Origin of the sequence: Pediococcus damnosus (assembly GCF_001437255.1) — a bacterium.
Lineage (GTDB): Bacteria > Bacillota > Bacilli > Lactobacillales > Lactobacillaceae > Pediococcus > Pediococcus damnosus.
This window is the reverse complement of record NZ_JQBD01000046.1, coordinates 1-15,079: the sequence shown is the minus strand read 5'-3', so window position 1 is coordinate 15,079 and position 15,079 is coordinate 1. Positions and strand designations below refer to the sequence as shown.

Genomic DNA, 15,079 nt, shown 5'->3' with positions numbered 1-15,079 from the left:
ACCATCTAGGAAAACCTTACACTAACCTTAAAAAGCCAGTCTAATCAGCGCCATACTAACGATTCCAACCACAACAATTACAATTAAGCTCTTAGAAATAATAGCTGCCACAAAAGTCGGAACTGTAGCCAGCAAGTTTTCATAATTGACCGTTGGTAGTGAACCCGCATGATGAGTGAAGATGTTTTCCATAATTAACGCCGTCATAATCACCAGTGGTACAAAACTTAAATAATGAATTAACCATTTGGGCAAATCAAAGTTTTTAACCAGCACAAACGGGATTACCCGTGATAGCCAAGTCACAATGCCACAGCCTATAATTGCCCATAATACTTTTACCGTGAGCGCCATTGCTCAATCACCATCCCTAAAAAGCAGCCTACCAACGTTGTCACAATCAGCGCTACATTATTTGTAAAGAAAATTGTTAAGCCATACATCAAAAAACAGACAATCACGACCATTATAATTTGAAAACTAAAAGCCTTACTTTTATCCGTGATCATTTGCAGATAGAGGAGCCCAATGAACATGGCTACTAAAGCAAAATCTAGGCCAAACGCTTTCGGATCACCCACTAAATTACCAAGTAATCCCCCGGCGGCAGTCGCTAACGCCCAGGTTAAATAAGCGACAATATTGGCACCGTGAATCCACCCTGGTTTTAGTTGATGATTCGTAAAATTCAATTTGTTCATACTTAAAGCAAACGATTCGTCGGTTAGCAATGAGCCAATGGCAATGTTTTGTCCTAAAGAGTCCTTCCGGAAATACTGGGCTACCGTAGTGCTCATCAAAATAAAACGGGCATTGACTAGAAAAACCGATAACATAATGAATGGAATTGAGCTGCCAGCTAGTAACAAACTCACCATAATAAATTGCGCGGAACCCGCATATGTAATTAAAGACATTAAAAAGATTTCTAAAACACTTAACCCACTTGTTTTCCCGACCACGCCAAAAGCTAGGCCAATCCCAATATAACCAAACACCGTGGGAAGTGCCTCTTTGACCCCCGTCTTAAAATTTAACTGATCATTCACGCCATCATCCCTATCGCTTAGTTTCTTTTTGAATTTATTTGTCCACTTATTTGTTATAATTTAGACAAAATCATGTTATTAATGGAGGCTTTGAATATGAAAAAATTATATATTGATCGTGTAACTGTCTCAGGATATACCTACTTAATAGCTGTTGGCGATCATGGGCTGGCATTTGTGGGATCCCATAATTCAGAAGACGAATTGCATCATTTTATTCCTAACGCCCAATTTCTGAAAGATCCTGCAAAAACAGCTCCCTATAAAACAGCACTCAAAAATTTACTGCTCGGAAAGTCCCAGCAGTTTACTCTGCCAATTGAATTTGAGGGCACACCGTTTCAAAATGCTGTTTGGCATGCGTTACAGACCATTCCATATGGGAAAACGACCACCTATAGCGCCTTAGCCGAAAAAATTGGGCGGCCAACCGCCACACGGGCCGTTGCCAATGCCGTCGGGAGAAACCCCAATCAAATTGTTGTCCCTTGTCATCGTGTCCTTCGAAAGGATGGCTCGCTCGGTGGTTATCACGGTGGATTGCCTTTGAAACGTGATCTATTGGCCCTCGAAGCTCGGGTTAAAAATGCCTAACCGACGACCTCGAACACTTCACAAAAACAGGTCATGTCTTCAGTAAAGGTTTGCCCAGCTTCTTTGAATTCTTTTTTAAAGAATGGCTTATGAACACTGCGCCAATAAGCTAAAGTCCGGTCTCCTTCTCCTTCATGGTAGGCATGTTCAGCCGTTACATGCTTATATGGCATAATTTCGGTAACAACTGTTTTAGTAATGCATACCGGATGGCCGCTTCCATCCAAAATAATGTTGTATTCACCGATTTGCGGATAAGGTTCATTATCTTCATATAAGTCGTATGCTGACGTTGTTGCTGTTTTAATCCCTCTAAAGGTAAGATCTGCTAACTCGTTCGCCATTTCCGGGGTATTACCAAACGCCCAGGCACTATAGCTAACATTTTTAAGATTATGTTTACTGGTAAATGTTTGCCAATAATTTTCAATTTCTGCTTTATGGTCCATAAAATCACCTCGTGAATATTTTTCATCATTATATCATTTTAAAGCCGTTCAGGTTTAAAAATCAGGTTTTCAATAACAGATCAATTTCATCTTTTCGTGCATTGTGATACGGTTGATTTAGATATTTTAAAAAAGACAGGAGTAAGCTCATGCAAACAAAATTATCACGTGGTAAATTTGAAAATCTTCAAAAATTAGCTGACGACGAAGGTACCTTAACGATTTTAGGCCTCGATCAGCGTAAATCGTTTCAAAAGGCAATGGCTCAAGCACAGGAACAAACTGGTAATCAATTTAATGAGAAAAAATGTTACGAATTTAAACAATTAGTTTCTGAATATCTCTCGCCTTTCGCTTCCGGGGTCCTATTAGATCAAGAATTAGGCACCGAAGCTATGAAAACGAAAACTGCCCAGGCTGGTCTCATCACTGCCTATGATTGTTCTGAGCCTGATAATTCTAAAAATACTCATTTTCCACGGCTCTTATCAAATCTTTCTTTAAATCGGCTTGCCCACACATCGACAAACGGCGTTAAGGTTCGTATTGCTTATAATCCTCATGGTGATGCTCAAATTAACGATCAAAAACAGGCTTTTTTGGAACGTGTAGGTGCAGAAGCCTTAGCGGCGGACTTACCACTTTTTATTGAGCCAGTGGTTTACGACGATACCATCATAGATCGAAAAAGTGCAGAATTTGCTAAAATTCGACCAATGCTAATCATCGATACGCTCAAAGAATTAACCAAATCACGATATCACATTGACATTCTTCAAATTGAAACCCCGATTGATTTTAACTTTGTGGATGGCTTTACTGATTCTGAAATCACCTCAGTATATTCAAAACGGGAAGCTGCTAAACTCTTTAAAGAGGCCAGTGATATCACAACTCGACCTTTCTTATATGAAAGTGGTCCAGAATCAATTGAAACCTTCATGGCGGCCGTTAAATTTGCTGGCCAATCTGGCGCCAAGTTTGCCGGTGTCTTAGCTGGACAATCCTTATGGCAAGAAGCCATCCACACTTATGCAACAAGCGATGAGCAAGGATTAAAAACTTGGTTAGAGACAACCGGAAAAACTAATTTAACAGCTTTAAATGATATTCTTGAAAATTATGCAACTCCTTGGTATGACCGCTTTGGAGGTAAAAAGAGTTTAGATATTTTCGATAATCCGATTGAACTTTAAATCCTCTCATATAAAAAGCTTAAATAGATTGTGTTTTTATGAAGATGGTGTTACGATATCGGTGTGATATTACGTAACCGTTTTCATATTTCTATTTTAAGTTAAGGGGAGGTAGATTCTTATGAACATTAGTCCTGATATTTTAAAATCTCAAATTACATTTAAACCTCAACAAACGGGCGTTGATCCATTTTTATCTTGGGCTCATATTCAAATTGATGGCGAAGAATATCCACGGGGTGGCAAAAGCGTTTTAAAGCACCGCGTTGCTCATCCAAAAATGCGGTCCAAAACCACCGTCGCATTTGATAAAGATAAAATCACAATTTTAATAGAAGGAACAGCATACAAGAGTTATCCTATTACTCAGTTGAACTCACTCACTGTTCTGATCTTGCGTGGCTTTGCTGTTTACTATCCTGGGCGAGTTTCAAACAATACCATTACCATCCTGGAATTTCCGGATACCACTTACTATTTTGATACCCCAACACCATTGCCGGCAGTGATTTTATTGGCATCACCAATTTTTAATCACACTGTCGTCAATGACCCGATGAAACTTAAACAGTTTGGTAGTAACTTATCCTTAGAAGACATGAATGATGCAATTGCACGTAAGGGATACGAGAATATCGTTAAAGGTACGCCACTCAGCTGGTTAGCCACCACATTTAATCCAGAAGAGGAACCTTATCAGCTTATGTCAAATTGACAAACCAAAGCTTGGGGCTTAATCTTGGGGGAAACGTATTCATATTCATCAAGGAGGCGCCAATTATCAGAGAACAGCATAAAAATATGATTAAACCCAAATATGGCTCACGAGCTTTTTCCACATTTCTGTATGTCATTTTTATTTTAGCAACGATCTGTTTATTCACGGTTTTTAACAAGAATTTTGGGGTGATCGTAGCTACCAGTGACCCGGTTGTCGATAAAATCACGGATACAGTCAATGAAAAAATCCCACAATATGACGGTTACACGATTAAAGTAACCTCTAACGTCATTAAACCTGACTTAAAGACGGCTGTTGAACAGGTTTATGAGGGAAAAGAAATTAAAGTTGACCCAACTGGTTTTCAAAATAGCGTCAAACAACAACTTGAATCTGATGGCATTTCAACACTTATCATCAATTCTTCAATTGGTGCTGGCGTTCAAACCAAACTAACTAGTGAATACCAAAATGCTTTTCAGAATCAATATTTACTGCAGGCTCGGGAACTACTTCCGACTTACAAGGGATGGACCTATTTGATCATGTTAGTGACCTTTGTCCTTGGAACTTTTTTCCGAATCCGTTATATTCATTCCAAACATTAAATTAAACCATCAAAAAACTTCCGCTCAATCGTTAATTGGCGGAAGTTTTTTAGTACATTATTTTTTTACCACTGTTTTAAAAGCTTTTCAATCGTAGTCAATACCCCATTTCGATCATGATCCGGCGCAATCTCATCTGCAATTGCTTTGATCTCCTGTGGTGCATTTGCCATAGCAAACCCTTGTCCGGCTTCTTTTATCATTTCCACATCATTACCACCATCACCAAAGGCCACCACATTTGCCATTGGAATGTGCAACTGCTTGGTAATCCGTTTAATGGCATTGGCTTTATGGGTATGGGGAATGATTAAATCAATGTCCCCGTGCCCAGATGAAACTGGTAACAGATCACCCGTTAATTCATCTTGGAGCATTTGTAAAATTGTATCCGTCTGGTCATCCGGACATGACATGCCCAACTTCAAGACCGTGTCATCAATATCATCCCATGATTTAACCGATTGTAATTTATAATAATATTTAGCCGTCATTTCAGAAAAAGACTTTGGTTCAGATTTCAAAATGTATGCACTCTTAACTGCACTGACAATTGGATGAACATCCGGCAAATCAGTTAAAAACTGAATTGCGTGCTGATATACAGCTGGGTCCATTTTGGCCGAATACATTACGGATTCATCTGGTTTTTTCACCAGGGCCCCATTATCTGAAACAAACCAAATTTGTGAGGCAGTTTTTGGGAAAAATGCTCGTAATTGTGAATCCTGATTCCCACTTGCCACAACAAAAGTCACCTGTTTTTCACGCATTTGCGGATATAATTTCAAAAAATACTCGCGATCAAAATCTTGGTGGCTATTTAAAAAAGTTCCGTCCATATCGACGGCAATTAATCTGTCTGTCATGATTCTCTCCTTCAAAATACATTACCAAACTATTGTTACTGCCAAGTAGTCTAGCATGCCATGCAAAAATAGCTGTATATCTACTTAAGCACGATTCTCTCAATCATAACAGAAGGCGCTTACAAATTAAAGTAAGCGCCCGGTTTTAGGCTAATTTTTCGTTAGAATTATCAATTTCATCTTCAATTGCCTGCACGTATTTTTTACTAATCACAACGCGACCATTGAAATCTGGAATTCGCATCAAAGAATGACGATCCTCCTTGCAGACTGTGTTCATGTCAAGTTCAATCAAATAGGTGTTTTCATACTCTTTGATTGCTCTTCCACCAAAACCACTTTTTACCATTGGACACTGACTACAAGTAACTTCAAACCGTTGATAGGTACACTCTTCATCTCGCATTATATTTCCTCCATATTTTCTTATAATTATTATAAGATAGACTTTAAAGGAAAAGTATGAATTTTTTGTGTCCATAATATAATTAAACAATGAAGTTATGGTTTTTGATAATATATCAGTAAGTAGCCAAAAAAAAGCATTCACCATTTCATCTTGAAATGCTAAATGCGTTTTAAAATTAATTATTTTGCAACTGGTAAAAGCACCGTAAAAATAGAACCGCCGCCCGGGTTATCAGTTATTTTGATATGGCCTTTATGGGCGCTAACAATCCATTCAGCAATGGACAAGCCCAATCCGTTACCCCCGGTTTTCTTATTGCCAGATTTTTCTTCTCGATAGAAACGTTTAAAAACTGATTTTTTATTCTTATCACTAATCCCAATTCCAGTATCGCAAATTTGAATCTTTAAATTGCGGTTTTCAATACTACTATTCACCGTAATCGTGGCTCCCGTTGGGGTATATTTAATGGCATTATCCAACAGGATGACGATTAACTGATGGACGCGCTTGGCATCGATTAGCACTGGTTTTGTCACGTTAATTGAAGTTACTAATTTCTTATTTTGGCTCTCAATCAAATCTGCATAAGGCTCCAGGATTTGATTCATAAACTCAGTAAAATTAACCGGCGTTTTTTCTAACGTAATTACATTAGAATTTGCCCGCGCCAGTGTTAACATATCACTGGTCAAACTGTTTAGCCGCCTAATTTCCGAAAGTGACATGATAATTGCGCTGGCCTGCTCTTTAATCGTATCATTTGGCTTCGTCATCAGGCCTTCCAGTTTATTTTGAATAATTGTCAATGGCGTCCGAATTTCATGTGCCGCGCTATCAACAAACTCTTCCTGCTGTTTCCAAGCCTTCAATACGGGCTTCATATTGTATCCTGAAATAATGTAACTAATAATAAACACAATCAGTCCAAAGACAATAAAGGATGCTAGTAAAAGTTCCTTAAATCGTTCTACACCCTGAAGCTCAGGTGTTACATTTCTTAAAACTAGCACATACTTTGGCCGTTGGCTTCTTTTGATTGGTTCCCCGTTTCGATCAACAGTCATTTGCGAATGAACTTTTACATAGGCACAACGTAACGTGGTTTCGCCAACTTCAAGGTTATAGATTTTATTCAACTTATCTTTATTAACCTTAATCTTGGAAACTGTACTTGCCATGTTATTCAAATACTGTGAATTCAAGATTTTTCCCTTAAAATTGTAGTAAATTGTGATGGTTTGAAAATCTGGTGGCCCCATCATATTGGTACTATTTGATGCCATCTGTGTTCGACGAGTTAACGTGCTATCAACGCTGTTATAAGTATTACGTTGGTAAAACACAAAAATAATTGTTCCTAAAATCGTAAAAACAATTAAAAAACTAAAGAACTCTATAAGAAATAATTTAATTTGCTGCTTTCTATTTACTATTTTATCCATTAATTCACTTCCAAAAGAAATCCTACATTACGTAAGGTTTGAATTAGTTTAGGACGACCTGCTTTCTCAAGTTTACGACGCAAATTACTAATATAAATATTCACCACATTAATTGTCGTATCTGAATCCATTCCCCAAATCCGATCAAAGATTTGTTCCCGAGAAACAATAATATTTTTGTTTTGCGCCAAATAAGCCAAGATCTCATACTCTTTACCCACCAGCTTTAAAGGCTGATCATCAACCATCACCTGGCGATTTTCTGTATTCAACCACATATTATCATCGATCACCAACCGCTTATCATCTTGATAAACACCACTTCGTTTTAACAAGGCTTTCACCCGCACAATTAATTCTTCCCGATGAAACGGTTTTGTCAAATAATCGTCCGCGCCAGTGTCAAAGCCGGTAATTTTATCTTCCAAACTATCCTTAGCAGTTAAAACTAAAATTGGCGTTTCAATTTTGGCTTCACGAATTTTTTTGATGATTTCCAAACCATTCATCAGTGGCAACATCAAATCAACGATGAACAGATCATAAGGTTCTTCTGTCGCCAAGTATTCGCCTTCTTCACCATCAAATGCTTGCTTGACTGAACCAATATCAACTAAAAAGTCACGCACGCTGTCTGAAAGCTGATGATCATCTTCAATTAATAAAATTTTTACGATATCTGTCATCTTACATCCCTAATTTCTTTCATTTTTGTCTCTTACCTATTTTACCCTATAAAATGAGGTTAAGACAAAGAAACCAATTGCCTCAACCTCATTTTTAAATTAAGCCACCACAAACTGGCAATTCTCTAAACTAATTTTTACATCACCATGATCCGCAATTTCTGGATCATGAGTCACAATAATGACTGTTTTGTGATGTGCATGAGCTAAATCTTGAAACAATTTAATAATCATTTTTGAATTTTCACCATCCAGGTTTCCCGTTGGTTCATCTGCAATGACAATGTTGGCATCCACTAGCATCGCACGGATAATTGCCACGCGTTGTTGCTGCCCACCAGACAGTTTCTGAACATTCTTCTCGGCATCAGATTTTTCAATGCCGACATTTTTCAACGCATCTAATGCATACTGCTTTTCACCTTTGTGTTCGGAATCTGTCACAGACAGAGCCGTCATAATATTATCCAGAGCAGACATATAGGTCAACAAATTGTATTGCTGAAAAACGATGGCCACTTTATGTTTCCGATAATTTGTTGCGCCAAGCTTCTTAATATTTGTCCCATCTAAGAATATGTCTCCTTTTTGAGGCTTATCCAAACCAGCAATGAAAGATAAAAAAGTTGTTTTTCCGGAACCGGATGAACCGACAATTGTGTACACTTTATCGGATTCAAAACTTAGATTTACATTTTCATATAGCGGCTTTTCTGACTTTCCATACCAGTGAGTTAAATTCTTAACTGTTAACATTTTCTCAACTCCTTGTGTGCATTTATCTGTTGCGATTACATTTAAAAATAAAAAACTCTCTAAAGACCATTATTCACCAATCAAAATATCCTTTGGTCGCAGCCTCAAAATACTAATTGCCGAAACACAAACAGCTAAGGCAATGATGACTAATCCCATGCCGCCTAACTTGATTACCGAACTTGGGGTAATACTTGTGTTCAAAGTTTTCAGTGTTTTTTTGTTTGCTGCACTCGTGGTTCCTGCGGATTGAGTAGCCATCCCACCCCGCATGCCGCCACCAGTTTGACTGGATCCTGGTGCTCCACTACCACCAGGACCGCCATTTGATCCTGAAGTTGTGGAAACCGATGTGGTTTGTTGTTGTGACAATAACTGATTGCCAACCTTGTTACCTACAAAACTGCCTAAAAGAAGGGCTACAACCATTGCTCCAATTAAGATGACGAACAATTCAGAAAATAGTTGCGCAACGATGTGAAATTTCGATTCACCCAAGGAAACTAGCACGCCGATTTCTCGTTGCCGAGTTCTTACTGATAAAATGATGATTAATGCCAAAATAATTGTTCCAGCAATTGCGACTAACCAAACAATCTTCTTAGCGAATGATTGGACATTCTTCATTGGTTGTAATAATTGCTTGTAGCTGGCATCATCTGAACTTACAGAAAACGAACTATTGTTAATGATTCTTTTAATTTTTTTAGTGGTTGCTTTTTCTTTAGCTGAATTTTCAAGTATATAAGTTACTGTACTTGATTTACCCTCCGTTCCCGTGATTGTCGCGGGTAACGTATAACTTGTATAGATTGTATTGCTTGGGTCGCTACCTGGCACACTGCTACTGGTTGATTTGGCCTTGTAAATTCCGACAACTTTCAGTTTAAGTGATTTCTTACCCGAACTTGTCATCTTTACTGTCATTGAATCGCCAACTTTAATTCCGTTTTGCGTCGCCAGTTCTTTTTCAATCACAACATTTTTGGTGTTGACATCACTTGTGGTGATATTTCGTCCAGAAACAATCTTATTTGTTTTAGAAACAAATGCAGAGGTTAGCTTAGTACTTGAAACCCCGTCAATACTAATATCGCCTGCTGAAGCGCCACCTTTCATCCCCATACCACCGCCGGAAGTCCCCGTACTTGTGGATACCGTGTCAAACGAACTAGCATTTACAGAGGCCGTATTCGTAATATTATAGTAAGCAACCGTATTTAACTTACCAGCCTTTTTAATTTTCTCGTTTGAAACTGTCGGCGTTGTAATCGTTTTTGGTTTCGATTTGGATGTGCCTGAGCGCATCTTTGAAAACATTTTGTTTCGATTGGCTGATACGCTGATCGTGGTTCCTGCCGATTTGGTCACACTATTGGTTGCTGACACTGCAGCATTTTGAATAATTAATCCCGATAATACAAAAACTAAGATTGCTGACATAATTAACAACAACAATAAGCTCTGACCTTTTTTATGGGTCAAGTAAAGCATTGCCCGTTTTAAATAATTCATTTTGTCATCTCCTTGGATTGATAAACTTCATTTTAAGGAGTCTACGTTAAACGAAAATTAAGGCCAACCTATAGAAGATGAACTTTTGGGCTTCCAAAATGCAGAAAAAGACCGAATCACATTCGCGGTATGATTCGGTCTTTAAGCTAACTAAATAGCTTTCAATGATGTAAGTTAATTTTTACAGGGGAGTTGAACATATGGAATACATTCCATCTTCTTCCAAATTGGAAGGTGACGAAAAATCACTTCTTTCCTAATGAATAAATTCATCTTAAAACCTCAACTTTAAATGAAGATTAAGACTGGGAATAAAAATAACTTTTTTTCTCTCGATAGAAATAATTGGCAAGAACACTATTTTAAAGATAATAATTAGGACAGAAAAAGACCGAATCACATTCGCGGTATGATTCGGTCTTTGAGCTAATTGAATAGCTTTCAATGATGTAAGTTAATTTTTACAGGGGAGTTGAACATATGGAAATACATTCCATCATCTTCCAAATTAGGAAGGTTTATAAAAACCCGCCTCCTTCTTTAATGAATAAATTCATACTAAGACCTCCACTTTAAATGAAGATTAAAGATAACAAACTTTTTTTAAATATTTTGAGCAGTCCTCTTTACTTATTTAAAGTAAGCGAGTAAACTATGCTTGTTGTCAAAGGTACAACAAAAATTTGAGAGATGGTGAGCATAATGAAAATTAACATTAAAGATGAAGCCCAAACATATTTAGCAAAAAAGATTCCAGCAGGCAAGCACGTATTCTTAGCTCTGGACGACGGCTCTAGTAAGTTTTCTAAATTAGGCGGTTCTTGTGCGATCGGTAATAAGTTTCAACTAGTTGTGACTGACCAATCCGACTCAGACTATGCGGTGGCTCTTGACAACAACGCTAATCTTTACATGACAACTGGCGATCCAGAAACGACATTCCTCGGCAATGGCTTAGCACTTGATTACAAAAATGCTGCCTTAAAACTTACCGATGACAGTGGCGTCTTAGATGGTGCCGTTACCGTTGAAAACTACGAGGCGCCTACACAAGATAAACAAGCAATGACAGACGAAATGAAAACTTTAGGCGGAAAGATCTGTTAATAAGCTTTTGAAATTTTATAGACTAAATGAGTATGAAAAAGATGGTTTCCTTTATGGAAGCCATCTTTTTTGATTACTATTAAAATTAATTATTACTTACTTTCATCATACTTTGAAGCACGACTTAGATATGTTCCCTTTTGGGTGTTAATATCGAGAAGTTCGCCTTCCTTGATGAAATCAGGAACGTTAACAACCAAGCCAGTTTCCATTGTTGCAGCTTTTCCAGATCCAGTTACGGTTGCGCCCTTAATAGAAGGCTCCGTTTCTTTCACTTTCAACTGAACTGTATTTGGTAAACTGATTCCAATTACCTCAGTGTTGTAATAGTCGATTTTAACATTCATATTTTCAAGCATGTATTTCATTTCATTTTTAATAGTTGCCGTTGGAATTTCGTATTGCTCATATGTTTCCATATCCATAAATACCGCAACGTCGCCTTGTGTATATAAATATTGAGCATCTTTTGTATCTACAACAGCCTGTTCAACTTTTTCTTCAGGACGCATCGTCTTTTCAACAGTTGCACCAGAACGCAAGTCATACAACTTCATGCGCATAACAGTGTTACCTTTTCCTGGCTTATGATGTTCGGAAGCTAGCACTTTAATTAACTTACCGTTTTCTACAAATGTCATACCTGCTTTAAGATTTATTGCTTCAATCATTTTTTTCTCCTTGTATGTCGCTTCGAATTTATTTAAAACTACCTTCATTTAACGATCTCGCTCCAGGACTCATATGATCGACTTCCCTTCGTTTTAATATCCATTATCTAGTTTAACACTAAAATGGCTAAAACAAAGCGCTTCCTTACAGTACTGATAATTATAACCGTTCTATAACGTTATTTTCTGTACTTATTTAGCTTAGTTAAAAGTTTTCATGTGGAACATTTCGAATCAAAAATAACTTATTGAAGAGGCTTAAAAAGCACAGAGAAAAATCTCTGTGCTCTTCTTATCATTAAAATGTTTTGGCAATTTTTCCTGCCTGTTTTGCCACAATCTCGCGATTAGCGGCCATATCTTCTGGATCACGATGCGAATTACCTTCACAGTAGATGCCTTGATAATCTTTAATTCCAACTTGTCCTAACAATGCCTTTAAATAGCTGTCACCTAAATCAAGTTTTGCCATAAATTCGTTATCCGTATGGTGATAGGTTCCGCCGGATGACTGAATATGAAGAGCTTTTTTATTGTGCAGCGTACCTTCGGGGCCGTGTTCACCTTCAACCCAGGTTTTCGTAGAAACAATCACAAGGTCTAGGTACATTTTCAAACGATTAGGGATAAACAAATTATACATGGGACTAACAAACACATATTTATCGGCCAGAATAAATTGATCTTGCAATTTTTGTTGCCGACTTAGTAAAATTTGTTCGTTCTCGGATAAATCTTGATAAGTCGTCCCGTTTGTCAGTTTCGTCCAACTATCTAAATTACTACTGTTAATCTCTGGAACACCTTCTGCATATAAATCATGTTCAATAATCTGATCTTGCGGATGGTCCTTTCGATATGCTTCAACAAAACGTTCCCCAATCACAACAGAATTAGCGACATTTTCGGTTGCAGGGTGCGCCTTAATAACTAGAACCGTACTCATTTCATCATCTCCACTTGAATTTCTACGCCTTTAAGATACCACAACTCTTTAAAACAAAAAAATTCTTACAACCAAATCACAGTTGTAAGAATTTTAAATAGTTGCTACTTTAAATAGCCATTCCAAACATAACCATGTACTTTACCATTCAAAGAATGAACATAATAATATTTGTATGTTTTACCATCATATTTCTTCACATAAGTTACCCGTGTCACAACAAAATGGGTCTTAGGATAGTTCTTCAAATAATGTAATGTCACAAACTGAAAATCATTTGAACCACCCTGAAATCCGTATACATTTCCCTTTTTATTTTTAACAACATAACGGTGCTTATAATTTACTTTAGTCGTTTTTGCTATTTTATTAGGTTTCTTTTGTAGATATGAATGCCAAATCCAACCGGTCTTTTTGCCAGAGGTAATGTGATAGTACAGATATGTTTTTCCGTCTGCTTTAACCACATATTCAGCTTTGTCAATCTTGTAAATACCTTTCAAAGAGCTGACCGCAAAGGCCTTTTTAAAGGTGAAATTATCGTTTGAGCCTTTAAACGTATATGCATATGCGTTATTTTTCTTAGCTACATAACGATCTACAGGCGATTTGGCACTCTTTGAAACATAATTATTAGTAATCATTTTCTTAAACGTCAGCAAAGACTGAAGTGGGTAACCGTGCGGGTCAAAAAGAGCTTGGTTATCATACGATGAAGCTCCCCAATATTGATTAACATTAGCTTCCTGGTCAGAATATCCTGCATCACCGTAATACTTAGCAGCATATTTAGTTGCCCAACCAGTACCATATTTCACACTTGCATCACGGTTGAATTGATAATTATCCCAGCCAGCTTTGACTGGAATCCAAGCCGGCTCCCAGTAGAAACCACCAAGGCCCTTACCATTTCCGTTTTGCATAACAGTCTTCCAAGTATCACTAATTGCATTGGCTTGCCCTTGCACTGAAATTGGGAATGGCGGGTTAGCAATTGATCCGACAATGTTAGACTGTCCATCCATATCATCAGTCGTGTATGGATAACTCATTTCCATAACCGCAAATTTCTTTTCATAAGTCTGTGTAATTACTTTTTCAGCACCAATTAACTTGGAATCTGGTCCATTCCAATGTGGGTAGAAAGTAGCTCCCATGACATCATACTTTACTTTATTAGTCTTCAACTCAGCAGCAATTTTTGCAAATGAAGATGCTGTTGGTGATTCATAGTGAACTGCAGCTAAAGCGTTAGGGGCATACTTATGAACAGCATTTACACCTTCAGCAATAAACTGCATGTATTTAGCAGGATCCTTTTCCTGCATCATCCCTTTAGTCGTTTCATTCCCTACTTGGACCATCCCAACATCAACACCGGCTGCTTTCATGGTCTTCAATACTTTTTCAGTATAATCATAAACAGCTGTTTTCTTTTGTGCAAATGTATAGTTTTTCCAAGCTTTAGGAAGGGCTTGTTTTGCAGGATCTGCCCAAAAATCAGAATATTGTAAATCAAGCAATACTTTCATGTGATGAGAAGTTGCATCTTTAGCTGTTTTGACAGCATTATCTAAAGTAGCATCTCCGCCACCGTATGTATGACCATCACTATCATACGGATCGTTCCAAATTCGTAATCGAACATAGTTAACACCAGAATCCTCTAAAGTTTGCAGAATATCCTGTTGTTTACCGTTGTAACCATAGAATTTAACACCTGCATTCAGTTCAGCTTGTAAACTAGAAATATCCACTCCACGAATGGAATTTGAAGTTACACCATGAACTGGTTTTACAGTAGCTTTGTCATTCTTTACATTGGTTGTCCCATCAGCGTTAGCAAAAACCGAAGTCGTTGCACCACTTAAAGCAACTAGAAGCCCAGCACCAATTAACAGTGCCTGGGCAAGATGTTTACGCCATTTTCGCATATGATTATCTCCCCAGATAATATTTATACCTCGTAAGTTTTTCTTACAAATTAATAGTAAGCGTTCCAAAAAAGATCGTCAAGACCTTATTAAAATCGAGTAGGAGGTAGTTGATTAATTCAAC

At 37.6% G+C, this 15,079-nt stretch carries 17 protein-coding genes; 5 read left to right on the top strand and 12 right to left on the bottom strand.

Translation table 11 applies throughout. The features are described from left to right. Window positions 1-27: 27 nt before the first annotated feature. Together IV84_RS06700 and IV84_RS06695 are read right to left on the bottom strand one after the other, a co-directional pair. A complete protein-coding gene (locus IV84_RS06700) occupies window positions 28-354 on the bottom strand; it encodes an AzlD domain-containing protein (RefSeq protein ID WP_046872052.1) in 327 nt (108 codons plus the stop codon). Beyond that, on the bottom strand, window positions 339-1,049 hold the full coding sequence (locus IV84_RS06695; protein WP_046872051.1) for an AzlC family ABC transporter permease: 711 nt from the start codon (window positions 1,047-1,049) through the stop codon (window positions 339-341). Before IV84_RS06695 ends, IV84_RS06700 begins: the two co-directional genes overlap by 16 nt. Before the next feature lie 96 nt (window positions 1,050-1,145). Here IV84_RS06695 and IV84_RS06690 point away from each other — a divergent pair, with 96 nt between their 5' ends. Next, a complete protein-coding gene (locus IV84_RS06690) occupies window positions 1,146-1,643 on the top strand; it encodes a methylated-DNA--[protein]-cysteine S-methyltransferase (RefSeq protein ID WP_046872050.1) in 498 nt (165 codons plus the stop codon). On the opposite strand, the gene IV84_RS06685 is transcribed toward IV84_RS06690, so the two are convergent. Further along, the gene (locus IV84_RS06685) at window positions 1,640-2,092 is read right to left on the bottom strand and encodes an ASCH domain-containing protein (protein ID WP_046872049.1); all 453 of its coding nucleotides are present in this window, start codon (window positions 2,090-2,092) and stop codon (window positions 1,640-1,642) included. The genes IV84_RS06690 and IV84_RS06685 overlap by 4 nt on opposite strands. A gap of 149 nt (window positions 2,093-2,241) precedes the next feature. Between IV84_RS06685 and IV84_RS06680 the strand changes: the two genes are divergently transcribed. The 3 genes from IV84_RS06680 to IV84_RS06670 all read left to right on the top strand — a co-directional run bounded on the left by IV84_RS06680 (window position 2,242) and on the right by IV84_RS06670 (window position 4,617). Then, window positions 2,242-3,288 carry a tagatose 1,6-diphosphate aldolase gene (locus IV84_RS06680; RefSeq protein ID WP_046872048.1) on the top strand — a complete coding sequence of 349 codons (1,047 nt, stop codon included), beginning with the start codon at window positions 2,242-2,244 and terminating at the stop codon, window positions 3,286-3,288. Between the two features lie 121 nt (window positions 3,289-3,409). Next, window positions 3,410-4,003, top strand: coding sequence for a hypothetical protein (locus IV84_RS06675; RefSeq protein ID WP_046872047.1), 594 nt, complete (start codon window positions 3,410-3,412; stop codon window positions 4,001-4,003). Window positions 4,004-4,089: 86 nt separating this feature from the next. Then, a complete protein-coding gene (locus tag IV84_RS06670; RefSeq protein WP_046872046.1) occupies window positions 4,090-4,617 on the top strand; it encodes a hypothetical protein in 528 nt (175 codons plus the stop codon). A 65-nt stretch (window positions 4,618-4,682) separates the two neighbouring features. Here the strand turns inward: IV84_RS06670 and IV84_RS06665 are convergent, their stop codons facing one another. The 6 genes from IV84_RS06665 to IV84_RS06640 all read right to left on the bottom strand — a co-directional run bounded on the left by IV84_RS06665 (window position 4,683) and on the right by IV84_RS06640 (window position 10,297). Then, window positions 4,683-5,486 carry a Cof-type HAD-IIB family hydrolase gene (locus IV84_RS06665; RefSeq protein WP_046872045.1) on the bottom strand — a complete coding sequence of 268 codons (804 nt, stop codon included), beginning with the start codon at window positions 5,484-5,486 and terminating at the stop codon, window positions 4,683-4,685. 145 nt (window positions 5,487-5,631) lie between these two features. Continuing rightward, entirely contained in the window at window positions 5,632-5,892 is a 261-nt protein-coding gene (locus tag IV84_RS06660) for a hypothetical protein (protein WP_046872044.1), read from the bottom strand. Window positions 5,893-6,074: 182 nt separating this feature from the next. Next, on the bottom strand, window positions 6,075-7,340 hold the full coding sequence (locus IV84_RS06655; RefSeq protein ID WP_056986294.1) for a sensor histidine kinase: 1,266 nt from the start codon (window positions 7,338-7,340) through the stop codon (window positions 6,075-6,077). Next, window positions 7,340-8,026: a response regulator transcription factor gene (locus IV84_RS06650; protein ID WP_046872042.1), complete on the bottom strand. Its 687-nt coding sequence runs from the start codon at window positions 8,024-8,026 to the stop codon at window positions 7,340-7,342. The genes IV84_RS06655 and IV84_RS06650 overlap by 1 nt, the downstream gene beginning before the upstream one ends. Window positions 8,027-8,125: 99 nt before the next feature. After that, window positions 8,126-8,782 (bottom strand): ABC transporter ATP-binding protein, encoded by a 657-nt coding sequence (locus tag IV84_RS06645; protein WP_056986293.1) that lies wholly within the window; start codon window positions 8,780-8,782, stop codon window positions 8,126-8,128. Between the two features lie 69 nt (window positions 8,783-8,851). Beyond that, entirely contained in the window at window positions 8,852-10,297 is a 1,446-nt protein-coding gene (locus IV84_RS06640; RefSeq protein WP_056986292.1) for an ABC transporter permease, read from the bottom strand. Between the two features lie 702 nt (window positions 10,298-10,999). Here IV84_RS06640 and IV84_RS06635 point away from each other — a divergent pair. Beyond that, complete coding sequence (locus IV84_RS06635) at window positions 11,000-11,404, top strand: iron-sulfur cluster biosynthesis family protein (protein ID WP_046872040.1); 405 nt, start codon at window positions 11,000-11,002, stop codon at window positions 11,402-11,404. A gap of 92 nt (window positions 11,405-11,496) precedes the next feature. On the opposite strand, the gene efp is transcribed toward IV84_RS06635, so the two are convergent. The 3 genes from efp to IV84_RS06620 form a co-directional block, all read right to left on the bottom strand. Beyond that, the gene (gene efp / locus IV84_RS06630; RefSeq protein ID WP_046872055.1) at window positions 11,497-12,075 is read right to left on the bottom strand and encodes an elongation factor P; all 579 of its coding nucleotides are present in this window, start codon (window positions 12,073-12,075) and stop codon (window positions 11,497-11,499) included. A gap of 298 nt (window positions 12,076-12,373) precedes the next feature. After that, window positions 12,374-13,021 (bottom strand): FMN-dependent NADH-azoreductase, encoded by a 648-nt coding sequence (locus IV84_RS06625; protein WP_046872039.1) that lies wholly within the window; start codon window positions 13,019-13,021, stop codon window positions 12,374-12,376. 104 nt (window positions 13,022-13,125) lie between these two features. Then, a complete protein-coding gene (locus IV84_RS06620) occupies window positions 13,126-14,955 on the bottom strand; it encodes a glycoside hydrolase family 53 protein (RefSeq protein WP_052694541.1) in 1,830 nt (609 codons plus the stop codon). Window positions 14,956-15,079 lie beyond the last annotated feature (124 nt).